This window comes from Microbacterium sp. M4A5_1d, from assembly GCF_053345465.1.
In genome coordinates this window covers 1,463,956-1,486,195 of the sequence record NZ_JBKFAD010000001.1, presented here as the reverse complement: position 1 = coordinate 1,486,195, position 22,240 = coordinate 1,463,956, and the positions used below count along the sequence as shown (strand labels likewise).

The 22,240-nt window shown below is 71.1% G+C and carries 23 protein-coding genes and 1 riboswitch; of the genes, 13 read left to right on the top strand and 10 right to left on the bottom strand.

The features are described 5' to 3' along the window. The first annotated feature begins 62 nt into the window (after positions 1-62). Complete coding sequence (locus ACLBWJ_RS07125; protein ID WP_114589068.1) at positions 63-482, top strand: hypothetical protein; 420 nt, start codon at positions 63-65, stop codon at positions 480-482. Here ACLBWJ_RS07125 and ACLBWJ_RS07120 read toward each other — a convergent pair. Both ACLBWJ_RS07120 and ACLBWJ_RS07115 read right to left on the bottom strand, forming a co-directional pair. Next, a complete protein-coding gene (locus ACLBWJ_RS07120) occupies positions 449-1,270 on the bottom strand; it encodes an ABC transporter permease subunit (protein WP_282501977.1) in 822 nt (273 codons plus the stop codon). The two genes, ACLBWJ_RS07125 and ACLBWJ_RS07120, sit on opposite strands and share 34 nt — an antisense overlap. Continuing rightward, entirely contained in the window at positions 1,267-2,199 is a 933-nt protein-coding gene (locus tag ACLBWJ_RS07115) for an ATP-binding cassette domain-containing protein (RefSeq protein WP_447659980.1), read from the bottom strand. Before ACLBWJ_RS07115 ends, ACLBWJ_RS07120 begins: the two co-directional genes overlap by 4 nt. 86 nt (positions 2,200-2,285) lie before the next feature. Between ACLBWJ_RS07115 and ACLBWJ_RS07110 the strand changes: the two genes are divergently transcribed. From ACLBWJ_RS07110 to ACLBWJ_RS07100, 3 genes are all read left to right on the top strand, one after another. After that, positions 2,286-3,356, top strand: a complete 1,071-nt coding sequence (locus ACLBWJ_RS07110) for an enoyl-CoA hydratase/isomerase family protein (protein ID WP_447659979.1) — start codon at positions 2,286-2,288, stop codon at positions 3,354-3,356. A gap of 100 nt (positions 3,357-3,456) precedes the next feature. Beyond that, positions 3,457-4,380: a DnaJ domain-containing protein gene (locus tag ACLBWJ_RS07105; RefSeq protein WP_269267077.1), complete on the top strand. Its 924-nt coding sequence runs from the start codon at positions 3,457-3,459 to the stop codon at positions 4,378-4,380. Then, positions 4,377-5,048 carry a class I SAM-dependent DNA methyltransferase gene (locus ACLBWJ_RS07100; RefSeq protein ID WP_447659978.1) on the top strand — a complete coding sequence of 224 codons (672 nt, stop codon included), beginning with the start codon at positions 4,377-4,379 and terminating at the stop codon, positions 5,046-5,048. The genes ACLBWJ_RS07105 and ACLBWJ_RS07100 overlap by 4 nt, the downstream gene beginning before the upstream one ends. On the opposite strand, the gene ACLBWJ_RS07095 is transcribed toward ACLBWJ_RS07100, so the two are convergent. Next, positions 5,011-6,363, bottom strand: a complete 1,353-nt coding sequence (locus tag ACLBWJ_RS07095; protein ID WP_447659977.1) for a D-alanyl-D-alanine carboxypeptidase — start codon at positions 6,361-6,363, stop codon at positions 5,011-5,013. The genes ACLBWJ_RS07100 and ACLBWJ_RS07095 overlap by 38 nt on opposite strands. A 37-nt stretch (positions 6,364-6,400) precedes the next feature. After that, positions 6,401-6,510, top strand: a riboswitch (TPP riboswitch). Between ACLBWJ_RS07095 and ACLBWJ_RS07090 the strand changes: the two genes are divergently transcribed. The 3 genes from ACLBWJ_RS07090 (at position 6,503) to ACLBWJ_RS07080 (ending at position 9,455) form a co-directional block, all read left to right on the top strand. Next, positions 6,503-7,138 (top strand): ECF transporter S component, encoded by a 636-nt coding sequence (locus ACLBWJ_RS07090; RefSeq protein ID WP_112616187.1) that lies wholly within the window; start codon positions 6,503-6,505, stop codon positions 7,136-7,138. It overlaps the preceding riboswitch by 8 nt. After that, complete coding sequence (locus ACLBWJ_RS07085) at positions 7,057-8,667, top strand: ABC transporter ATP-binding protein (protein ID WP_447659975.1); 1,611 nt, start codon at positions 7,057-7,059, stop codon at positions 8,665-8,667. Before ACLBWJ_RS07090 ends, ACLBWJ_RS07085 begins: the two co-directional genes overlap by 82 nt. Beyond that, a complete protein-coding gene (locus ACLBWJ_RS07080) occupies positions 8,664-9,455 on the top strand; it encodes an energy-coupling factor transporter transmembrane component T family protein (RefSeq protein WP_114589073.1) in 792 nt (263 codons plus the stop codon). The genes ACLBWJ_RS07085 and ACLBWJ_RS07080 overlap by 4 nt, the downstream gene beginning before the upstream one ends. Positions 9,456-9,477: 22 nt before the next feature. Here the strand turns inward: ACLBWJ_RS07080 and ACLBWJ_RS07075 are convergent, their stop codons facing one another. Continuing rightward, a complete protein-coding gene (locus ACLBWJ_RS07075; RefSeq protein WP_112616956.1) occupies positions 9,478-10,458 on the bottom strand; it encodes a sugar-binding transcriptional regulator in 981 nt (326 codons plus the stop codon). A 122-nt stretch (positions 10,459-10,580) separates the two neighbouring features. Here ACLBWJ_RS07075 and ACLBWJ_RS07070 point away from each other — a divergent pair, with 122 nt between their 5' ends. The 3 genes from ACLBWJ_RS07070 to glpK all read left to right on the top strand — a co-directional run bounded on the left by ACLBWJ_RS07070 (position 10,581) and on the right by glpK (position 14,716). Then, entirely contained in the window at positions 10,581-12,299 is a 1,719-nt protein-coding gene (locus ACLBWJ_RS07070; protein WP_274178263.1) for a glycerol-3-phosphate dehydrogenase/oxidase, read from the top strand. Between the two features lie 101 nt (positions 12,300-12,400). Next, positions 12,401-13,153 carry an MIP/aquaporin family protein gene (locus tag ACLBWJ_RS07065; protein WP_274178264.1) on the top strand — a complete coding sequence of 251 codons (753 nt, stop codon included), beginning with the start codon at positions 12,401-12,403 and terminating at the stop codon, positions 13,151-13,153. A gap of 48 nt (positions 13,154-13,201) precedes the next feature. Then, a complete protein-coding gene (glpK, locus tag ACLBWJ_RS07060; RefSeq protein ID WP_112616195.1) occupies positions 13,202-14,716 on the top strand; it encodes a glycerol kinase GlpK in 1,515 nt (504 codons plus the stop codon). Between the two features lie 2 nt (positions 14,717-14,718). Here glpK and ACLBWJ_RS07055 read toward each other — a convergent pair whose 3' ends face one another. Then, positions 14,719-15,228, bottom strand: coding sequence for a GNAT family N-acetyltransferase (locus ACLBWJ_RS07055; protein WP_240309802.1), 510 nt, complete (start codon positions 15,226-15,228; stop codon positions 14,719-14,721). Beyond that, positions 15,213-15,950 carry a phosphotransferase gene (locus tag ACLBWJ_RS07050; protein ID WP_447659973.1) on the bottom strand — a complete coding sequence of 246 codons (738 nt, stop codon included), beginning with the start codon at positions 15,948-15,950 and terminating at the stop codon, positions 15,213-15,215. Before ACLBWJ_RS07050 ends, ACLBWJ_RS07055 begins: the two co-directional genes overlap by 16 nt. A 108-nt stretch (positions 15,951-16,058) precedes the next feature. Between ACLBWJ_RS07050 and ACLBWJ_RS07045 the strand changes: the two genes are divergently transcribed. Genes ACLBWJ_RS07045 through ACLBWJ_RS07035 form a run of 3 tightly spaced genes read left to right on the top strand, consistent with a single transcriptional unit; the run spans position 16,059 to position 18,477 of the window. Next, positions 16,059-16,820, top strand: a complete 762-nt coding sequence (locus ACLBWJ_RS07045; RefSeq protein WP_447659971.1) for an SDR family NAD(P)-dependent oxidoreductase — start codon at positions 16,059-16,061, stop codon at positions 16,818-16,820. Further along, positions 16,817-17,638 (top strand): enoyl-CoA hydratase/isomerase family protein, encoded by an 822-nt coding sequence (locus ACLBWJ_RS07040; protein WP_274178268.1) that lies wholly within the window; start codon positions 16,817-16,819, stop codon positions 17,636-17,638. The genes ACLBWJ_RS07045 and ACLBWJ_RS07040 overlap by 4 nt, the downstream gene beginning before the upstream one ends. Beyond that, entirely contained in the window at positions 17,635-18,477 is an 843-nt protein-coding gene (locus tag ACLBWJ_RS07035; RefSeq protein ID WP_269267089.1) for an SDR family oxidoreductase, read from the top strand. Before ACLBWJ_RS07040 ends, ACLBWJ_RS07035 begins: the two co-directional genes overlap by 4 nt. Before the next feature lie 10 nt (positions 18,478-18,487). Here ACLBWJ_RS07035 and ACLBWJ_RS07030 read toward each other — a convergent pair whose 3' ends face one another. From ACLBWJ_RS07030 to ACLBWJ_RS07015, 4 genes are all read right to left on the bottom strand, one after another. Then, positions 18,488-18,967 carry a GNAT family N-acetyltransferase gene (locus tag ACLBWJ_RS07030; protein WP_274178269.1) on the bottom strand — a complete coding sequence of 160 codons (480 nt, stop codon included), beginning with the start codon at positions 18,965-18,967 and terminating at the stop codon, positions 18,488-18,490. Then, the gene (locus ACLBWJ_RS07025) at positions 18,967-19,836 is read right to left on the bottom strand and encodes a Cof-type HAD-IIB family hydrolase (RefSeq protein WP_274178270.1); all 870 of its coding nucleotides are present in this window, start codon (positions 19,834-19,836) and stop codon (positions 18,967-18,969) included. The genes ACLBWJ_RS07030 and ACLBWJ_RS07025 overlap by 1 nt, the downstream gene beginning before the upstream one ends. A gap of 23 nt (positions 19,837-19,859) precedes the next feature. After that, positions 19,860-20,735, bottom strand: coding sequence for a Cof-type HAD-IIB family hydrolase (locus ACLBWJ_RS07020; RefSeq protein WP_274178271.1), 876 nt, complete (start codon positions 20,733-20,735; stop codon positions 19,860-19,862). 84 nt (positions 20,736-20,819) lie between these two features. Next, positions 20,820-22,235, bottom strand: a complete 1,416-nt coding sequence (locus ACLBWJ_RS07015) for a glycoside hydrolase family 1 protein (protein WP_274178272.1) — start codon at positions 22,233-22,235, stop codon at positions 20,820-20,822. Between the last annotated feature and the right edge of the window lie 5 nt (positions 22,236-22,240).

The following is a 22,240-nucleotide window of genomic DNA, read 5'->3' as shown; positions in this document are numbered from 1 at the left end:
CGGCGGTGATCGTTGCCGGTCTGTGAGCATTTCGTGAGTGTCCGACTGGCAGACTGAGACGCATGGTGACGCTTCTGCTCGACTCCGCGCAGCTCGAAGTCGTGCTCTCGGCGACCGAGCGCGCCGCAGCATTCCGTCAGCGGAATGTCCTGGTGTCTCGCGAGCACATCGCGCGGGTGCAGCTGACGGATGACGCGTGGTCGTGGCTCCGCGGCGTGCCGCGCCCCGGACTGCTGGTTCCTGCGGTCATCGCGGCCGGTTCCTTCGAGTCAGCGGGAGGCACCGATTTCGTCCTGGTCCGGCGTCGCCGCCCGTCGGTCGTCGTCGACCTCGAGGGCGACGACGAGTTCCAGCGTCTGATCCTCACGACGCGGCACGGGGTGGCGCTCGTGCGCGCCCTGCGCCTCGACGTCGAGGACGAGCCGGCTGACGTGGCGGATCTGGTCGATCAGGCGACGTCGCGCCGCCACGACACCGCGTAGCCGATCACGGCGAACACGACGGCGTAGCCGACGAGCACGAGCCCGCCCGCCCACCACTCCAGGGGCTGGCCGGCGCTCCCGCCCATGGCGGCGTAGATGCTGTCGCCCGCGAGCGCATCCGAGGCCGCACCCGGGAGGAAGCGCACCACGTCGGCGAGCCCGTCGACCATGCTCGCGCCCACGCGGGCGATCGGCTCGACGAACTGGGTGAAAGCGAGGATGCCGACGACGGCGGCGATCTGGTTGCGGATGAGGGTGCCGAGCGCGATGCCCACGAGCACCCAGAGCACGAGGGCGAGCAGCATCCGTCCGAGGAACGCCCAGGTCTCGGGGCGTCCGAGCTGCGGGTCGACGCCGAACAGCGCCAGCATCCCACCGCCTGCGGCGACCGTCGAGCCGACGGCGGCGACGCCGAAGACGAGACCCATGACGACGCCCGCGAGCATCTTCGCCGACAACGCGACGCCACGTCGAGGGGTGGCCAGGAAGGTCGGCGTCAGGGTCTTGTGGCGGTACTCGCCGGTCACGAGCAGTGAACCCACGACGAGCGGGAACACGTATCCCATCGCCGTGGCGAGCCCGTAGATGAGGCTCGGCAGCCGATCGCCGAGCCCCGTCGGCAGCGACGTGGTGCCCGGGAGCGAGCCGTTCTCGCCCGCCGCGAAGACGGCGGCCATGCCGCCGGCCGTTCCGCCGATGTACAGGACGAGGACGATCAGGAGGATCCACCAGACCGAGGTGGAGAACTGCTTCGTCAGTTCCGATCGGGTCGCGTTCACGAGGTTCATCGCGTCTCCTCCCCGGTCACGGCCGACGGGTGCACGCGGGTGCCGCTGACGAGCTCCAGGAAGACCTCCTCGAAAGCCGGACCCTTCCGCTGCAACGCGGTCAGGGCGATGCCGGCGTCGGCGGCGATGCGTCCGACCGTCGGGGCGTCGGCACCGCGTACGGCAAGGCCCGTGCGGCGTTCGTCGCTCTCGAAGCCGGCGGCCGAGAGGGCGCGGCGGAGCGCGTCGCGATCTTCGGCGTCGACGACGGTCGCGATCTCGTCCTGCGGCACGACATGCTCGATGCCGCCCTGGTACACGAGGCGCCCGCGCGTGATGATCATGAGCGAATCAACGGACTGCTGCACCTCTGCCAGCAGGTGCGACGAGACCAGGACGGTGCGTCCTTCCGCGGCGAGGTCGCGGAGGAAGCGGCGGATCCAGCGGATGCCTTCGGGGTCGAGCCCGTTCGTCGGCTCGTCGAGGACCAGGACGCCGGGGTCGCCCAGCAGGGCGTAGGCGAGACCGAGGCGCTGCCGCATCCCGAGTGAGAACCCGCCCACCTTGCGGCCGGCGACATCGCCGATACCGACGATGCCCAGGGCGTCGTCGACGCGCGACGTCGGGATCCCCGCCGCATGGGCGTAGACCCGGAGATGTGCGGCGGCCGATCGGCCCGGGTGGAAGCTGGACGACTCGAGGACGGCGCCGACGGTCTGCAGCGGGTGCTTCAGGTCGCGGTAGCGGCGGCCACCGATCGTGGCGGAGCCCGACGTGGGGGAGATGAGCCCGAGGAGCATGCGCAGCGTCGTGGTCTTGCCCGCACCGTTCGGTCCGAGGAAGCCGGTGACCGCGCCCGGTTCGACCCGCGCCGTCAGGCCGTCGACCGCCGCGACGGTGCCGAAACGTTTGGCCACGTCGGTGAACTCCAGCACCTGTCCGTCCGCCATCGCGCCCCCTCTCGCCGGGTGGTTCCGCTCCCATCCTGCCCGACACGCCGCGTTCACCGCGAACTCCGAGCGGTAGCGTGGCGAGGGTGACCGACGCCGCTGCATCCGATCCGCGTGTCCGAGTCCGTGTCGATCGTGCACTCGGACATCTCACTCTCGACCGGCCGCGCGCCATCAACGCCCTCGACCTCGGCATGATCCAGCGCCTCGCCGCAGCGCTCGACGCGTGGGAGGACGACCCGGGTGTGGACGCCGTCCTCCTCGATGGCGCGGGCGACCGCGGGCTGTGCGCGGGGGGCGACGTCCGCGGGCTGTACGACCAGATCGTCGCGGGCGATGTCGCCGAGACGGCGCACTTCTTCCGGGCCGAGTACGCCCTCAACGCACGGATCGCCGCGTACCCCAAGCCCGTGGTCGTGTTCGCCGACGGTGTGACGATGGGCGGCGGGATCGGGCTCGCCGGTCACGCGGCGGTGCGGGTGGTCACCGAACGGTCGCGCCTGGCGATGCCCGAGGTGCGGATCGGCTTCACTCCCGACGTCGGCGGCAGCCTGCTGCTGGCCCGGGCGCCGGGGCGCGTGGGGGAGTACCTCGCGTTGACCGGTGAGTCGATGGATGCCGCTGACGCGATCTACGCCGGGTTCGCCGACCACCTCGTTCCCTCCGAGCGGCTCGATGATCTGCGCGACGCCCTCGTCAGCCGCGCCGACCCCCAGACCGCGACCGAGCTCGTCCTCCTGTTCGACGAGACGGCCGCTCCTGCCCGCCTCGAGGCCGCCCGGCCCTGGATCGACGACGCCTTCGCCGCCGACTCCGTCGGCGAGATCATCGGCCGGTTGCGGAAGCGCGCCGAGCCGGAGGCCCACGACACCGCTGAGCTGCTCGAGACGCTTCCGCCGACCGCTCTTGCCGTCACCCTCGCGGCCGTCCGCGCCGCGCGCGAGCAGGACGAGCTGCGAACGGTCCTGGCGCAGGAGTACGGCCTGGTGCTGTGGTTCGCCACGACGCAGCCCGACCTCGTCGAGGGCATCCGAGCCCGCCTCGTCGACAAGGACGGGGCGCCGTCGTGGTCGCCCGCGTCTCGTGACGACCTCGCTCCCGATGTCGTCGCGCGGGCGTTCGGGTTCGAGCCCGTCCCGGCCCTATGGACTGACTGAGTTCCGTCGGACGTCCGGGCTCCGCCCGGTCGCGAGGTAATAGTCTCGGGATGCTGTGCGTCCGCGCCGTCCCGGGGCTGCGCCGCGCGAGGGAGGGTTCGTGTTCGACAGTCCGCTGTCCGTCTCGGCGTACGACGTGCTCGGGGTCGCGCCCGACGTCGACGACGAGGAGCTTCGCCGCGCCTACCGACTCCGGTTGCGGCAGACGCATCCCGACACCGGGGGCGACGCCGTGAAGTTCGTGCAGGTGCAGCGTGCCTGGGACCTGGTCGGCACGTCCGCCGCCCGCGCCGCCTACGACCGCGGACACGGTTTCGCGGACGCCCCGACCTTCTCTCCCGACGCCCCGACGTGGCGGCCGCCGCAGCGCCCGACCGACACCCGCCCGCGGGCGCGGTCGTTCGGGCAGCCCGGCGGCTGGCGCCGTGAGCGCTACCTGACCCTCATCCGGGAGTGGGTCGGACGCGGCGCAGCGGTCGACGACCCGTACGACCCCGCGCTCGTCCGGACCGCGCCCCACGAGATCCGGCGGCTGCTGGCCGACGCCCTCGCTGAGGAGGCGACGGCTCGCGTGGTCGCGGACCTCGGAATGGGGTACACCGTCTGGCATGACGTGGCCGCCGACCCCCGCGATCCCGACGTGAAGCTCGACCACGTGGTGCTCGGGCCCTCCGGGCTCTACGCCGTGCTGTCGGAGGACTTCGGCGCTCCGGTGCGCACTCGGCGCGGCGAGCTGATCGGCGAGGGCGTCGACTCGCCGATCGCGACGCTCGTGCATCGAGCGCGAGCACTCAGCCGCGCCGCGCGGGTGAAGTTCAGCGGCGCGATCGTGGTGCTCCCCGACGACGATGTGGTGCAGGCCATCGAGGAACTCGGCCGTGTGCGCGGTCTCGCGGTCGCGGTGGTGGGACGTTCGGCGCTGGCCACGGTGCTCCGTCGCGGGGTCGCCGGTGCGCGTGAGATCGGCGGGAACGAGCTCTTCGACGTCCGCACCCGCCTGCAGCAGACCGTCCGCTTCGTATGACGTCGCGAGGTGCGATGCGCGCGGCGTACGACACCGTCGCGGCCGACTACGCGGCCCTCCTGCCCGATGCGTCGTTCGAGGCCCCGGACGATGTCGCCCTGATCGACCGGTTCCTCGACCTGCTCCCGAGCGGCGCCCGGGTGGTCGACGCCGGGTGCGGCGCCGGTCGGATGCTGCGTCTCATGCACGACCGCCGCCCGGATCTGCGCACGGTCGGCATCGACCTCTCGCCGCGGATGATCGAACAGGCGCGCGCGGGCTGTCCGTTCGCCGACCTCGCCGTAGGTGACCTCGCCGAGCTGCCGCTGCCTGAGCGGTCCGCGGCCGGCCTGCTCGCCTGGTACTCCGTGATCCACGCGATGCCGGACGAGCTCGCGGTGATCGCCGCCGAGTTCGCCCGCGTCTCGATGCCGGGCGGCGTCGTCCTCCTCGGGTTCCAGAGCGGGAGCGGAACCCGCCGGATCGAGCGTGCCTACGGTCACGATGTCGCCCTGGACGCCGTCCTGCACGAACCTCGCGATGTCGCGGCGACCTTCGCGGCTCTCGGATTCGAGGTGCTCGAGCAGTGCGAGCGTCCCGCGCGAGACGGGGAGCGCCATGCGCAGGGGTTCGTGCTCGCGCGACGCGAGGTCAGCCCGTCAGGCCCCACAGCTGCAGCGGATGGCTGAGGCGCCACCAGATGTCCGGGTCGGGGATGTCGGCGGTCAGGCGCAGGGTCGTGGTCGCCGAGCCCAGCGGGCCTGTGAGCGTCAGCTCGCCCGCCTCGTCACCGGCGTCGCGGGAATCGCCGAGCTCGACGTTCGCCGCAGCCTGAGACGGCTGCGTGTTCCAGAGCGCGACCCGGACGTCGGCGACGGTGACGATCTCGGCTGTCGCGCCCCACGCCGTGGTCGCGGTGCCCGCGACGGTTCCCGCGGGCAGGGCCGGTGAGGCGCCGATCTCGGTGATCGTGCGATCGAGCAGCTCGGCCGTCGCCGAGTGGCGGGTCTCGTCGTCGGGCTGATCGAGAGCGGTCGCATAAACGCGGACGTTCACCCCGTCGATGGCGGTGTCTTTCGCGGCGACGAGGTTGTACGACCCGAACAGGCTGCCCGTCTTGACGCCGACGACCGCGGGGTCGGCCAGCAGAGCATTGGTGTTCTCGACGAAACCGGCGCCCGGCAGCTCGACGGAGCGCTGCGCCACGATACCGGCGATGACCGGGTTCGACATCGCGGTCTCGGCGAGGGCGATGACGGATGCCGGTGCCGCCGTGTTCTCCGGATCGATCCCGCTCGAATCGACGACGGTGACGCCGCCGAGATCATGGGCCTGCAGCCAGGCGTCCGCCGCCTCGACGTAGGCGTCTTCATCGGGCCAGAGGTCGAACACGAGACGGTCGGCGTAGTTGTTCGCCGATCCGATCAGCACGCCCTGCAGCAGCTGATACTGCGTCAGTACGCCGTCGACGGGGACGTCGAGAGCCGACTGGTCGTCGGCGAGGTAGGCGCGGTACTCCCGGCGGTCGGCGGAGGTGAAAGCGAACTCCGGACCCTGCTCGCCGTCGGCGAGCGGCATCCGGTCGAGGACGACGAGGGCCGTGACGAGCTTGGTGATGCTCGCGATGGACTCGGGCTCGCTCGACGAGGTCGAGACGTTCGCGAAGCCCTCGACGCCGGTCGCGCCGGCGCCTTCGAGGGGCCACGCGGGCTGTGCGACGGCTGCGGCGGGGGCGGTTACGGCGGCGGGGAGGATGTCGGGCGCGACGGCGTCGAGCGGCCAGAGAAGCGTCGCCGCCGCGTAGCCGCCCACGGTGAGGGCGGCGATTCCCAGCGTCGACAGGGCAGCCGGCGCCGCCGAGCGTCGCGGCGGCTCGGTGAGCAGGTCGGCGTGCGCGACCGTGTACGGGCCTGCTGAGGCAGCCGCTTCGTTTCGCCTGCCGCCGCGCGCGACGGCGTCCTCGTCGACCCACGCGAGGGCGACGCGCGCGTCGGGAGAACTCACCCGCCCAACGTACATCGCCCGCGCGACGTTATACTTCAGCGACAACCACGGGAGTCCGGTGAGCCGGGCTGAGAGGAAGCGATCCACGCTTCGACCGTCGAACCTGATCCGGATCATGCCGGCGCAGGGAGGAGAGAGAATGCACGCTGCTGCGTCCACCACCGAGTCCGATCGTCGTACTGGCCGCACGCCCGGCCGTTTCCGCTGGCGCGTCGTCGACATCGTCATCGCCAGCGTCATCGGCGTCGCCTGCGCCGCGGTGTTCCTGCTGTGGAACGTCGCCTATCAGGGCCCGTCCGCCGCGCTCACGCCGTTGCTTCCTGGCCTGCAGGGCCTGCTCGCCGGGCCCTGGCTCATCGCCGGCGTTCTCGGCGGCCTCATCATCCGCAAGCCGGGCGCCGCGCTCTACACCGAGCTGCTCGCGGCTGTGATCTCGGCGCTGGTCGGCAACCAGTGGGGCCCCCTCACGATCGTCTCCGGTCTCGTCCAGGGATTGGGCGCGGAACTGATCTTCCTGGTGTTCCTCTACGCGTCGTGGCGTCTTCCGGTCGCGCTCCTCGCGGGTGCGGGGGCGGGTCTCGCCGGCGGCATCAACGACCGCATCCTCTGGTACCCCGGTGCCGACACTCTCTTCACGTCGGTCTACATCGCCTCGACGACGATCTCGGGCGCCGTCATCGCCGGTCTCGGCGGATGGCTCATCACGCGCGCGCTGGCGCGGACGGGAGCCCTCGGCCGGTTCGCGGCCGGGCGCGAAGCCACCGCCCGCGTCTGACGGTGGGCGACGCCGGGGCTCCGCGGCCCGCGACCCTCGAGGCCCGCGGGTGGGGGTGGCGCTACGCGACGCGACGCGCGTGGGCTGCACGAGAGACGACGTTCCGCATCGATGCCGGCGAGCGCGTGCTGCTGCTCGGCGCTTCGGGGTCGGGCAAATCGACGCTGCTGCAAGGCCTCGCAGGGGTCCTCGGCGGAGCCGACGAAGGCGAGCAGGAGGGGACGCTGCTCGTGGACGGGCAGCCGGCCGCGGAGGCCCGTGGCCGAGCAGGGCTCGTTCTGCAAGACCCCGACAGCCAGACGATCCTCGCGCGGGTGGGCGACGACGTCGCGTTCGGCTGCGAGAACCTGGGCGTGCCCCGCGACGAGATCTGGCGCCGGGTACGGGCTGCGTTGGATGCGGTCGGACTCGACGTCCCGCTGGATCGTTCGACCGCGGCGTTGTCGGGCGGGCAGAAGCAGCGCCTCGCCCTCGCGGGCATCGTCGCGATGCAGCCGGGTGCGGTGCTGCTCGACGAGCCGACCGCGAACCTCGATCCTGCGGGCGTCGTCGACGTCCGGGATGCCGTCGCCCGCGCGCTCGATGCGACCGGGGCCACGCTCGTCGTGATCGAGCACCGGATCGAGGCGTGGCTTCCCGTCGTCGATCGGGTCATCGTGCTGGCGCCCGGCGGCGAGGTCATCGCTGACGGCGATCCTCGAATGGTGCTGACCGAACGGGGCGAGGAGCTCGCTGCGGCGGGCGTGTGGGTGCCCGGCATCCGCCCCTCCTTCCCGCCGCGGCCCGCCACTGCGCCCGGCGATGTGCTGCTGTCGGCCGCGGATCTCGTCGTCGGACGTGCCGCCGGCTCGACGGCCGCCGGGCCACTCGACCTCGACGTGCGCGCGGGCGAGGTGCTCGGTGTCGTCGGGCCGAACGGCGTCGGCAAGTCGACTCTCGGGCTCACTCTTGCGGGACTGCTCCGGGCGCAGGGCGGCGCCGTGCGCGCGGCGGACGGACTCGCTGCCGGGGCTGCGCTCGTCCGCCGGCCGCGGCGACGTGTCGCCGCGGCCCCCGCCGACCCCGCGGCGTGGACGTCGACGGCGTTGCTGACGCGGATCGGGACGGTCCTGCAGGAGCCCGAGCACCAGATCCTGCGCGCATCGGTGCGCGACGAGCTCGAGGTCGGGCCCCGCGCTCTGGGTCTCGAGGATACGGAGATCACTGCTCGCGTCGACGAACTGCTCGAGCGGCTTCGGCTCGCCCCGCTCGCCGGGGCCAACCCGTACACACTGTCGGGCGGCGAGAAGCGTCGCCTCACTGTCGCGGCGATGCTGGCGGCGCGTCCCCGGGTCGTGGTCCTCGACGAGCCGACTTTCGGCCAGGATGCGCGCACCTGGTCGGAGCTGGTCGCGATCATCGCTTCCCTGCGCGACGGTGTCGACGACCGCGGCCCGCTCGGCGTCGTCACGATCACCCACGACGATGCCGTGCTCGACGCGCTCGCGGCGCGCCGGTTCGCGCTCGCGCCGGCGGGGGTGCGGGCGTGAGCGCTCCCGTGCATCTCGAAGCTGCGCCGCGCGGCGTCGCGACGCTCAACCCCGTGGCGAAGCTGCTGGCGGCGCTCCTCATTGCACTTCCGCTGGTCATCACGATCGACCCGGTCTCGGCCGGCGTGGCCCTGCTCCTCGAGCTGCCGCTCCTGCTCGCGTCGGGCGTCGGGTGGCGCCGGTTCTGGATGCGGACACTGCCGCTGTGGATCGCCGCGCCGGCGGCCGCGGTGACGATCTCGCTCTACGGCGAGCGAAGCGGCGCCGAGGTCTTCTCCTGGGCATTCGTCCACGTCAGCGAGGGTTCGCTCGCGCTGGGGCTGGCGGCTGCGCTCCGCGTCCTCGCGATCGGGCTGCCGGCCGTCGTGCTGTTCATCACGGTGGACCCGACCGACCTCGCCGACGGGCTGGCGCAGATCCTGCGCCTTCCGGCCCGTTTCGTCATCGGGGGACTCGCCGGGATGCGGATGCTCGGTCTGCTCGCGGAGGATTGGCGCGCGCTCGCCCTCGCGCGGCGGGCCCGTGGCGTGGCCGACGCCGGCCGGCTGCGGCGCACGCTGGGGATGGCCTTCGCGCTTCTCGTGCTGGCCATTCGACGGGGCTCGGCGCTCGCGACCGCGATGGAGGCTCGGGCCTTCGGTGCGCCGGTGCGCCGCACGTGGGCGCGGGAGTCGCGGCTCGCGGCATCCGATGTCGCGGTCATGGCGGGCGGGCTCGCGATCTCGGTCACGGCAGTGGCCGTGTCGGTTGCGGTGGGAGCCTTTCACCCGATCTTCGGCCCGTCCTGAGATCAGGCCACGAGATCGGGTCTCAGAGGCTCCCGACCGTCGTCTCCGCCAAGCGCCGGGCCAGCGCCTCCTCGACGACGAGCTCGGTGATCAGCCCGGCGGCGAGAGCCCCGCGCAGCGCGTCGAGCTTGGTCAAACTCGAGACCGCGCACAGGCGGCGGGGGATGCGCCGGATCGCTTCGAGCGAGGGTCCGCTCGAGCGGGCGTTGAGCTCGATGCCGGTCGCCGAGCCGTCGATGCGGTAGAACACCGTCGCGCAGTCGCCGACGACGCCGTCGCGGAGAAGCGAGCGCAGGTCCTCGCCGGTGAGGTAGCCGCCCGCGTACACATGGGACGGGACGTCGGCGTGCGGGGAGCCGAGCCCGAAGACGAACACCTGCACGCGCGACTGCGCGTCGAGGACGCGCCGGATCGACCGCTCGCGCCACAGCAGCTGTTTGGTCAGCGGGTCGTCGAACAGCGCCGGCACGGGGAACTGCTGGACGTCGGTGCCGAACGCCTGCCCGAACCGCTCGAGGATCGCGCCGGAGTACGAGATGCCCGACGTCGACTCGTTCGCCGCACCGTTCATCTGCACGATCTGCGAGTCGTGCAGCCGTTTCGTCGGCAGGTGGCGGGCGATCGCCGACACCGTGGCTCCCCAGGCGATGCCTATGCTGGCGTCGGGATCGAGCGTCGACGACAGGACGTGGGCCGCCGTCCGTGCGGTGCGCTCGAGCCGTTCGGCGTCATTCGTGCGCGGCGGTGTGCTCACGACGTGCACCGAGATGCCGAAGCGCTCGGAGAGCCGCCGTGCCACCACCGAGTTCGCCTCGTGCGGGGAGTGAACCGTGATCTCCACGAGACCGATGTCGCGGGCGTGCGAGAGCAGACGCGACACCGATGACCGCGACAGGCTCATCTCGGCCGCGATCTGATCCATGGTCCGGTCCTGCACGTAGTAGAGCTGCGCGGCGCGCAATGCGTCGCGCGTCCGGGCTTCGGCTTCGGCATCCGCGCTCATCGTCGTCCGTTCTGCACGTTCGTGCATAGCCGCGGCGCCGGTGCACATCTGTGCACGACCGTTGCGCATCCGTGCGGTGGACCCCAGTGTAGATCGGGACAGCCGTGGAAAAGGATGCATGTATGACCGAGTCGACGCCGACCACCCGAGCGAACATCCGAGCCCTGCGTGAGCGCCCCCATGCCGAGGTCCTCGTGATCGGCGGCGGTATCAACGGCATCGCGACGTTCCGCGATCTCGCGCTCCAGGGCGTCGACGTCGCCCTCGTCGAGCGCGGCGACTACGTCAGCGGCGCCTCGTCGGCATCGAGCCACATGATCCACGGCGGCGTGCGCTACCTCGAGAACGGCGAGTTCCGCCTCGTGAAAGAGTCGGTGACCGAGCGCAACCGCCTCGTGCGCAACGCCCCCCACTTCGTCAAGCCGCTGCCGACGACGATCCCGATCCACCGCACCTTCTCGGGCATCCTCGCGGCCCCGTTCCGGCTGCTCGTGACGCACGGCCGCGGCAAGCCCCGCGAGCGCGGCGCTCTGCTGATCAAGGTCGGTCTGATCATGTACGACACCTTCTCGCGCGACGGCGGATCGGTGCCTCGTCACCGGTTCCGCGGCCGCCGCAGCTCGCGGACGCAGTTCCCCGAACTCGACGAGCGTTTCCGGTACACCGCAACGTATTACGACGCCTCGATGCACGACCCCGAGCGCCTCGCGCTGGACGTGTTGCGCGACGGAGCGCGCGAGGACTCCGCTCGGGCCGCGAACTACGCCCCGGTGGTCGGTGCCGACGGATCGTCGGTCATCATCCGCGACGCCGTCGCCGGCGAGGAGTTCCCCTTCTCGGCGGACGTCATCGTGAACACGAGCGGACCCTGGACCGACCTGACCAACACCGCACTCGGCACCCCGACGCGCTTCATGGGTGGCACGAAGGGCTCGCACATCGTCCTCGACAACACGTCGCTGCTGGAGGCCACGGGCGGCAACGAGATCTTCTTCGAGGCCGCGGACGGCCGCATCGTCCTCATCTACCCGCTCAAGGGCCGGGTCATGGTCGGCACGACCGACATCGACGCCGACCCCGCGAGCGCGACGGTCTGCACCGACGACGAGATCGACTACTTCTTCGATCTGATCGGGCAGGTCTTCCCCGACATCTCGGTCGATCGATCGCAGATCGTCTACACCTTCTCCGGCATCCGTCCCCTCCCGCGGCACGACGACCTCGCCCCGGGCTTCGTCTCGCGCGACTACCGCATCGAGAAGGACCGTCTGGGCGATGTGCCCGTCCTGAGCCTCGTCGGCGGCAAGTGGACGACGTTCCGGGCGCTCGCCGAGCACCTCGCCACCGACGTGCTCGGTCTGATGCGGCGTCCGCGCCGGGTCGCCACCACCGACCTCGCGATCGGCGGCGGTGCCGGGTACCCCCGCAGCGTCGCGCAGCGCCGTCGCTGGATCGACGCCCATCGCGGTGCGCACTCGGCGGAGTTCGCCGATCGGATGCTGGAGCGCTACGGCACCTACGCCCAGGAGGTGCTCGCTGCCCTCCCTGTCGCTCAGCAGGAGCTCGCGCACGCGCCCGGCTACTCGGTCGAGGAGATCGCCTTCCTCGCGGAGCGCGAGGAGGTCGTGTCGCTGATGGACCTGCTGCTGCGTCGCACGTCGATCGCGTTCGTCGGCGGCGTCTCGATGGAGACGCTCTCCGAGGTCGCCGAGGCGGCTGCGTCGGCGCTGGACTGGGACGATGACGCCGTGCGCGCCCAGGTCGAGGAGGCGGCGCAGGCCCTCGAGGAGGCGCACCGCATCGACGTGCGGACCTCGCACCTGGCGCCGCTCGACGCCTGACGCTCGCAGACCCGGCGAGGCCCGACGCCGGATCACCCTCGGGTCACCCTCTCGCGCGGCGACGTCGCCCGCGATGATTCTGCAGAAAGGTCGACGCTGACATGCACGACATCAATCTCGGGCTCTACTTCGTGTCAGAGCTCGTGGGAACAGCGATGCTGCTCCTGCTCGGCGGTGGCGTGGTCGCCAACGTCATCCTCGCCAAGTCGAAGGGTCTCGGCGGCGGGACGCTGATGATCAACTGGGGCTGGGGCCTCGCGGTCTTCGCCGGTGTGCTCGTGTCGTCGTACTCCGGCGCGCAGCTGAACCCCGCCGTGTCGATCGGGCTCCTGGTGGGCGGGAAGATCGAGTTCGTCCAGTTCCTCGTCGCGATCGCCGCCCAGTTCGTCGGCGCCTTCCTCGGCGCCGTGCTCTGCTGGCTGGCCTACCACGACCACTTCGACGCCGAGCCCGACCCGGCCAACAAGCTCGGGGTGTTCTCGACCGGCCCCGGCATCCGCGCCTACGGCTGGAACCTCGTGACCGAGATCATCGCGACCTTCGTGCTCGTGTTCGTGATCTTCGGCTTCGCCGACTACGGCGACATCGAGATCGGCACCCCGGGCTCGCTCGGACCCCTGACCGCCGTCCCGGTCGCCCTCCTCGTGGTCGGCATCGGCGCCTCGCTCGGCGGACCGACGGGCTACGCGATCAACCCGGCCCGCGACCTCGGACCCCGCATCGCTCACGCCGTGCTCCCCATCAAGGGCAAGGGCTCGAGCGACTGGTCGTACGCGTGGGTTCCCGTCGTGGGACCCCTCATCGGCGGTACGCTCGCGGCACTCGCTGCCGGCGCCCTGCTCGGCTTCGCCTGATCCGTCCACCCCCGAACCGACAACGCTGACAGACAAGGACGTCACATCATGACCGACTACATCATCGCCCTCGACCAGGGCACGACCTCGAGCCGCGCCATCATCTTCGACAAGAAGGGGTCGATCATCTCCGTCGGGCAGAAGGAGCATGAGCAGATCATGCCCCGGGCCGGCTGGGTCGAGCACGACCCGATCGAGATCCGCGACAACATGCGCGAGGTCATCGGCATCGCGCTCGGCCGGGCGAACCTGACCCGTCACGACATCGCCGCGATCGGCATCACCAATCAGCGCGAGACCGCCGTCGTGTGGGACAAGAACACCGGCATCCCCGTCTACAACGCCATCGTGTGGCAGGACACCCGCACGCAGTCGATCGTCAACCGGCTGGCGGGCGACGAGGGCGTCGAGCGATACAAGGACATCGTCGGACTGCCGCTGGCGACGTACTTCTCGGGCACGAAGATCGTCTGGATCCTCGAGAACGTCGAGGGTGCACGCGAGAAGGCGGAGGCCGGCGATCTCATCTTCGGCACGACTGACACGTGGGTGCTGTGGAACCTCACCGGAGGCCCGACGGGCGGCATCCACGCCACCGACGTCACGAACGCGTCGCGCACGCTCTTCATGGACCTCGAGACCCTCGAATGGCGGGACGACATCCTCGCCGACTTCGGTGTGCCGCGCTCGATGATGCCCGAGATCCGCTCGTCCAGCGAGGTCTACGGCGAGGCGCGCGACACGTCTCTGCTGCGCGAGACGCCGGTGGCCGGCATCCTCGGCGACCAGCAGGCCGCGACCTTCGGCCAGGCGGCCTTCGACGCCGGTGAGAGCAAGAACACTTACGGCACCGGCAACTTCCTGATCTTCCAGACCGGCACCGAGATCGTGAAGTCCGAGAACGGTCTGCTCACGACGGTCGGCTACAAGCTGGGCGACGGGCCGACCCACTACGCGCTCGAGGGCTCGATCGCCGTCACCGGGTCGCTCATCCAGTGGCTGCGCGACCAGCTCGGGATCATCTCGACCGCTCCCGAGGTCGAGCAGCTCGCGCTCTCGGTCGAAGACAACGGCGGCGTGTACTTCGTCCCCGCCTTCTCGGGTCTGTACGCACCGTACTGGCGGCCGGATGCCCGCGGCGCGATCGTCGGGCTCACGCGCTACGCCAACCGCGGCCACCTCTCCCGCGCAGCGCTCGAGGCCACGGCCTTCCAGACCCGCGAGGTGCTGGATGCCGTCAACGCCGACTCCGGGGTCGACCTGGCCGAGCTGAAGGTCGACGGCGGCATGATCGCCAACGACACGCTGATGCAGTTCCAGGCCGACATCCTGGGCGTTCCCGTCGTGCGGCCGGTCGTCGCCGAGACGACGGCGCTCGGTGCCGCCTACGCAGCCGGCCTCGCGGTCGGCTTCTGGAGCGACCTCGACGAGCTGCGGGCCAACTGGCAGGAAGACAAGCGCTGGACGCCGAACGACGACGTCGAGGAGCGCGAGCGCCAGCTGCGGCTGTGGAAGAAGGCCGTGACGAAGTCGATGGACTGGGTCGACGACGACGTCCGCTGAGGTCAGAGGGAGAGGGCGAAGCAGACCGAGCGCGGCATCGTCTCGACATAGGGCTCGTAGACGGGGATGCGGCTGAAGCCCATCGACGCGTAGAGCGCCATGGACTCGGGCTGCTGGAGTCCGGTCTGCAGGATCACGCGCTCCGCGCCGTCCGCGCGGGCGGCCTCGAGCGCGGCCGACATGAGTCCGCGGGCGATGCCGAGCCCTCGGAAGCCCGGTGCCACGATGAGGCGCTTGATCTCCCACTCGTCGCCGAGCCGGCGCAGGATGACGTGCCCCGCGGGGGCCTCGTCGGCGCCGGCTTCGGCGGCGAGGGCGATCAGCGTCGCGACGATCTCGTCGGGGTGCGTCGCGAGTGCACGGGCGCGGGCGCGGCGTCGCTCGTCCGGCTCGTCGCCGTGGAAGCCGTCGTAACGCGCGCCGAGGTCGTCGTCGAGCTGGCGGCGCAGGTCGCGGGCGCGGGCATCGTCGTAGGCGACGTCGACGATCCGCCAGGTCAGGTCTCGTTCCACAGCGACCGATAGTAGGCCAGTCGCTCGGGGTCGGGGGCGACACCGTAGGCCGCGATGAGCGTGTCTTCCCAGCCGGGACCGTAGTTCCACTCGGTGCTCATCGAGGCGACGGCGATGTCGGCCCAGCGGTCGGCGACGCCGAGCGCGCCGAGGTCGACGTGCGCGAGCCGCCGTCCGCCGTCGTCGATGAGGGTGTTCGGGCAGCAGGCGTCGCCGTGGCAGACGACGAGGAGATCGGGCTCGGGCGCCTCGTGGAGGGATGTCGGGACGGCGATGCCGCGGGCCGCTGCGGTGCGCAGCCGGTGCTCGACGCTCCAGTCGAACGGGCAGTCCACGACGGGCAGCGCGTCGTGGAGCGCGCGGAGGCCCTCCCCGACGGCGCGGACGGCGGCGGCGGGCTCCGCGATCCAGCGAGGATCGACCGCCGACCGGCCGGGCAGCGCGCGGGTCACGAGCCATTCGATGTCGCCGTCCTCACCGGTCTCGATGACCTCGGGCACCGGTGTGAATCGTGCGGCCCATCGCAGGCGCTCCGACTCGTCGTGCATCGAGGTCTCGAGATTCCGCGGACCGATCTTGACGACGCGGCCGTCGTCGGTGCGGAAGGTGAGGCCCCCGATCGCGTTGCGCCACAGCGGCGTCGAGCTCGCGTCGCCCGTGAGCCGGCGCAGCCGTGCGGCGATGTCGGGCGGGATCGGCGCATCCGGCGGCAGCAGGGTCACAGCCCCATCCTGCCCCTGCAGCTCAGCCTGTCGACGGCACGCGCGACGACCGGCGGGAAGCCGGCCGCGGGCGTTCTAGGGTGGAGGGGCGAGTTCGAAGGAGAACACATGCAGATCGCGGGAGTCTCCGCCCTCATCGCGGGCGGCGCCAGCGGACTGGGCGCGGCCACGGCGCGGCGCCTCGCCGCTGACGGTGCGCACGTCACGATCGTCGACCTGCCGGGGTCGCCCGGCCGGGAGGTCGCCGCCGAGCTCGGCGGGCGGTTCGCCCCCGCCGACGTCACCGACCCGGACGAGGTCACCGATGCCGTCGAGACAGCCGGCCGTGCCGCGCCGCTGCGGATCGTCGTCAACTGTGCCGGAATCGCACCGCCCGCCAAGGTGCTCGACCGCGAGGGCGCGCCCACGCCGCTCCCGGACTTCGAGCGGATCATACGCATCAACCTCGTCGGCACCTACAACGTCGTCGCTCAGGCGTCGGCGGCGATCGCGCGGACCGAGCCGACCGACTCGGGAGCCCGCGGCGTGATCGTCAACACCGCCTCCGTCGCCGCCTTCGACGGCCAGATCGGCCAGCCCGCCTACGCCGCATCGAAGGGGGGAGTGCACGCGATGACCCTGCCGATCGCGCGCGAGCTCGCGCGCTACGGCATCCGCGTCTGCACCATCGCCCCCGGGATCATGCAGACGCCGATGATGGCGGGGCTGCCGGATGCTGCGCAGCGCTCGCTCGGTGAGCAGGTGCCGTATCCGCAGCGGCTGGGGGCGCCGGAGGAGTTCGCCGCGCTCGCCGCCCACATCGTCGACAACGACTACCTCAACGGCGAGACGATCCGTCTCGACGGCGCGATCAGAATGGCACCACGATGACCGACACTGCATCCGACATCGCACCCGACACTGCATCCGACACCGTTCTGCTGCGGCGCGAGGGCGCGCTCGCGCGCATCACCCTGAACCGTCCGGCATCCCTCAACGCGGTCGACGCCGAGATGGCCGCCCGTTGGCGCGAGGTCGCCGCCGAGGTCGCGGCCGACGCGTCGATCGGGGCCGTGATCCTGGATGCTGCGGGCCGTGCCTTCTGCGCGGGCGGCGACGTCGTGTCGATGTCTACGTCGGGCATGGGCGGCACCGCGGTCACCGAGACGGCCCGCGTCATCCACGACGGCATCACCTCGCTGACCGAGGCGGCGGTGCCGATCGTCGCGGCGGTCCAGGGCGCGGTCGCTGGGGGAGGGCTCGGGATCATGCTGGTCGCCGACTACATCGTCGCGTCGCCGTCGGCGGTCTTCGTCAGCAAGTATGCCAACATCGGGCTCACTCCCGATCTCGGTGTGTCGACTCTGCTGCCGGCCGCCATCGGCCAGCGCCGGGCGCTGCAGCTGCTGCTCGACGACACGGCGCTCGACGCCGCGACCGCACGCGACTGGGGCCTGATCGCCGAGGTCATCGACGACCCGGCCGCCCGCGCGCAGGCGCTCGCCGAATCGTGGCTGCACGGCGCGACGACCGCGTTCGGTCAGGCCAAGCGCCTCGTGCGCGAGGGCGCCGGGCGCACCTTCGCGCAGAACCTCGACGACGAGGCGCGGACGATCGGCGCGCGTTTCGACAGCGACGAGGCGCGTGTCCGCATCGACGCGTTCGCCGCAGCATCCGCCCGCCGGACCCGACCCGAGGAGAAGTCATGACCGACCCGAAGCCCCTGGCGGGCAAGACGCTGCTGATGTCGGGCGGGAGCCGCGGCATCGGTCTGGCCATCGCGCTGCGCGCTGCGCGCGACGGTGCGAACATAGCCTTGCTCGCCAAGACCGACCAGCCGCATCCGAAGCTCGAGGGCACCGTCCACACTGCCGCCGCCGAGATCGTCGCGGCCGGCGGCCAGGCCCTGCCGATCGTCGGCGACGTCCGCGACGAGGACTCGATCACCGAGGCGGTGCTGAAGACGCAGGGCGAGTTCGGCGGGATCGATATCGTCGTCAACAACGCATCGGCGATCGATCTCTCGGGCACGCTGGAGCTCGCCACGAAGCGTTTCGACCTCATGCAGGGGGTCAACGTGCGCGGCACGTTCCTGCTCTCGCGGGCCGCCATCCCGATCCTGCGAGAGGCCGAGAACCCGCACATCCTCTCGCTGTCGCCCCCGCTCAACCTCTCGCCGAAGTGGCTCGGCGCGCACACCGGCTACACCCTCGCGAAGTACGGCATGACGATGGCGACCCTCGGCGTCGCCGCGGAGTTCGCCGGCGACGGCATCGCCGCCAACACCCTGTGGCCGCGGACGACGATCGCGACGGCGGCGGTGAAGTACTCCCTCGGCGGCGACCGCATGATGGCCGCGAGCCGCACTCCGGAGATCTACGCGGATGCCGCCTACCACGTGCTCGTCCAGCCCTCGCGCGAGTACACGGGGCAGACCCTCATCGTCGAGGATGTGCTCGAAGCCGCCGGCGTGACCGACTTCTCGAGCTACGCCGCCGTCCCGGGAACGCCCGACGCCGAGCTGTTCCCCGACGTCTTCCTCGACTGACGGGTCGGGATCAGAGAGGCTTGCGCAGGAAGATCTGGAAGGTGCCGTCGCCCTGCGGCACGCGCTCGGACTCGCTGTAGCCTTCGCGTTCGTAGAGGCGCAGGTTGGCCTCGCTGAGCGAGCCGGTGAACAGCTCGGCCTCGTGCGCTCCGGCCGCCCGTCCGCGGGCCTCGACAGCGGCGAGCAGTGCCGTGCCGAGTCCGGACCCCTGCTGGTCGGGGGCGATCGCGATGCGGCCGATCAGCAGCAGCTCGCCGTCGAGGCGGGCGCGCGCCGCTCCGACGATGCGACCGTCGTCGACGGCGACGCAGCCGAGGTTCTCCTGCAGCTCCGCACGGAGCTCATCGAGGGTCTGCGTGAGGGGCGGCATGTCGGCGGCGTCGTAGATGAGGGCCTCGGACACGAATGCCGCGCGCTGCAGGGTCAGCACCTCGCCCGCGTCAGCGGGGTCGATGGGGCGGATGTCGCGGTCGCCGGCCTCGCGGGACATCAGACGGCCGTCTCGGGGTCGATGATGCCGTGGCGGACGAAGGCGTTCCAGATGCCGTCGTCGAGGACACCGGTGGTGACCTCGCCGGCGATGCGCTGCAGCTGGGGGTCGGCCTCGGCCATCGCGATGGCGGTGCCGCAGACCTCGAACATCTCGACGTCGTTCCAGCTGTCGCCGATTCCGACGGCGTCGGCGGCGTCACGGCCGAGGTGCGTCAGCATCGCCTGGATGCCGGTTCCCTTGTTCGTGCCGCGCATCCCGACCTCGCCGTTCGCCCCGGTGGGCAGGGGCATGCTGCCCGGGATGACGTGGAACTCGTCGCCGAGCGCGCGCTGGGTCTTCTCGACGGCGTCGGGATCGGAACTGACGAACACCGCCTTCGCGATGTGGTCGAGATCGGCCTCTTCGACGGGAGCGAAGCGCGGCGCGGCCACGACGTCTTCGGCGAGGGCGACGGTCGAGAGGTCCTCGGCGTGGCGGCGTCGGCGTTCGCTGATGAACTCGGCGATGAAGGACCGCACGCCCTCGCTCGCGTACACCCCGTCGTGCGACTGGATGAAGTACCTCGTGCCCTGCTCGTCGAAGTAGGCCATGACCCGCTCGACGGCGGCGCGGGGCATCAGCTCGGCGAGCACCGTCTCGTCGCCGGAGACCGCGAGGGCCCCGCCGTTGGAGATGGCGCCGTCGAAGCCGATGTCGAGCACGCGGGGGTTGATGTCGCCGGCGGCGCGTCCCGTGCACAGGTAGACGAGATGCCCGCGTTCGCGGGCGGCGCGAACCGCTGCGATCGTCGAGGGGGCGATCGTCTCGCCGTGCGCGAGGATGGTGCCGTCGACGTCGAGGAAGATGATGCGAGAATCCGACGTCACCCCTCCAGCGTAATGCGGGTGGCTCACAGCAGGCCGTGGCGGACGAAGGCGTTGTGGATGCCGTCGTCGTCGATCGCGGTCGTGACCTCGTCGGCGAGGGCCTGCACCTCGGGCGCGGCGTTGCCCATCGCGATCGCGGTGCCGCAGACCTCGAACATCTCGGCGTCGTTCCAGTTGTCGCCGATGCCGATCGCGTCGGCGGGGTCGACGCCCAGGTGGGCGAGCACCTCGAGGATCGCGGCGCCCTTGTTCACGCCGCGCGGCGCCACTTCGCCCGAGCTGCCCTCGGGCAGGGGGATCGTGCCCGAGACGACGGCGAAGTCGGGGGCGAGCTCCGCGAGCAGGTCGGCGACCGCGTCCGCGTCGTGCCCGAGGATGACGGCCTTGGCGACCTCGGCATCCGAGAAGTGGACCTCGTCGTCGAAGGTCTTCATCCCGACGCTGAAGAACTCGAGCTCCTCCGGGTCGGCCCCGGCGGCCCGCGCGTCCTCGATGTGGCGGGCGCGGTCGCGCTCGAGACGGTCCGCGAGCAGAGCCGGCAGTCCCGGGCTCGCGAACATGCGGTCGAACGACTGGTAGTACCAGTGGATGCCGCGGGCCTCGAACGCGGCGCTGAGGCGCGCGACCTCGGCGGCGGTCATGAGTCGCGAGACGATCAGCTCGTCGCCGACCCCGGCGAACGCGCCGCCGTTGGTGACGGCACCGTCGAAGCCGATGTCGAGGATGCGGCCGCGGAGCTCGGCCATGCCGCGTCCGGTGCTCAGCAGCACGAGGTGACCGTTCTCGCGGGCACGGCGGACGGCGGCGACGGCGGATTCGGGCAGGTGGGTGCCGTCCTGCAAAAGCGTGCCGTCGACGTCGAGGAAGACGGCGCGGCGGCGGAAGTCGGACGAGGTCATGCGGATCCCCTCTCGGATGCGGAGAAGGGCGCGGCCGCGGGCCAGAAGGAGGGCCCCGCGACCGCGCCCGGTCGGGTCAGCGTCTCAGCGGGTCAGCGAGGCGCCGTTGGTGCGGATGACTTCGGCGTACCAGCCGAACGACTTCTTCTCGAAGCGCTCGAGCGTGCCCGAGCCGTCGTCGTTGCGGTCGACGTAGATGAAGCCGTACCGCTTGCTCAGCTGAGCGGTCGAGGCGCTGACGAGGTCGATGCAGCCCCACGAGGTGTAGCCGAGCACCTCGACGCCGTCGGCGATCGCCTCGCCGACCTGCACGAGGTGGTCGTTGAGGTAGGCGATGCGGTAGTCGTCGACGACCGTCTTGACGCCGTCGACCTCGACGAGCTGGTCCTTCGCGCCCAGGCCGTTCTCGACGATGAACAGCGGCTTCTGCCAGCGATCCCAGAACTGGTTGAGCACCAGTCGCAGGCCGACGGGATCGATCTGCCAGCCCCACTCGCTCGCCTCGAGGGTCGGGTTCGGCACGCCGCCCATGATGTTGCCCTCGCCGGTGACCTTCTTCGCCGGGTCGGCGGTCGCGGCGACCGACATGTAGTAGCTGAACGACACGAAGTCGACCGTGTTGGTGAGGTCGTCGCGGTCCTCGTCGGTGATGTCGAGCTCGATGCCCTTCTCGGCGAGCGTGCGCAGGAAGTACCCGGGGTAGGCGCCGCGGGTGTGCACGTCGCCGTAGACGAGGTTCGAGTGATCGAACGACATGACCTCGAGTGCGTCGGCGGGAGAGGGCGAGAGCGGGTACACGGGCATCGACAGCACCATGCAGCCGATCTGCGCGTTCGGGGCGACCTCGCGCGCGATGCGCGTCGCGCGGGCGGATGCCACGAGCTCGTGGTGCATCGCCTGGTACAGCTGCTGCTCCGTCAGCTCGTCCTTCGGGGTGTTGATGCCCCCCGACATGAAGGGGGCGTGCAGGAGCGAGTTGATCTCGTTGAAGGTCAGCCAGTACTTCACCCGTGCGCCGTAGCGCTCGAAGAGGGTGCGCGCGTAGTTCTCGTAGAAGCCGATGAGCCGGCGGTCGGTCCATCCGTCGTAGGTCTCGGCGAGGTGGAGCGGCGTCTCGTAGTGCGAGATCGTGACGAGCGGCTCGATGCCGTGCTTCTCGAGCTCGTCGAGCACGCGGTCGTAGAAGGCGAGGCCCTCTTCGTTCGGCTCGGTCTCGTCGCCCTTCGGGAAGATGCGGCTCCACGCGATGGAGAAGCGGAAGGTCTTGAAGCCCATCTTGGCGAACAGGGCGATGTCTTCGGCGTAGCGGTGGTAGAAGTCGATGCCGACGAGCTTGAGGTTGTCGGGGGTCGGTGCGTCGGTGCGGGCGCCGACGATGCCGCGGGGCATGACGTCCTGCACCGAGAGGCCCTTGCCGCCTTCGTCGTAGGCGCCCTCGAGCTGGTTCGCGGCGGTCGCGCCGCCCCAGAGGAATCCGTCGGGGAAGGTGATGGTGCTCATGACTC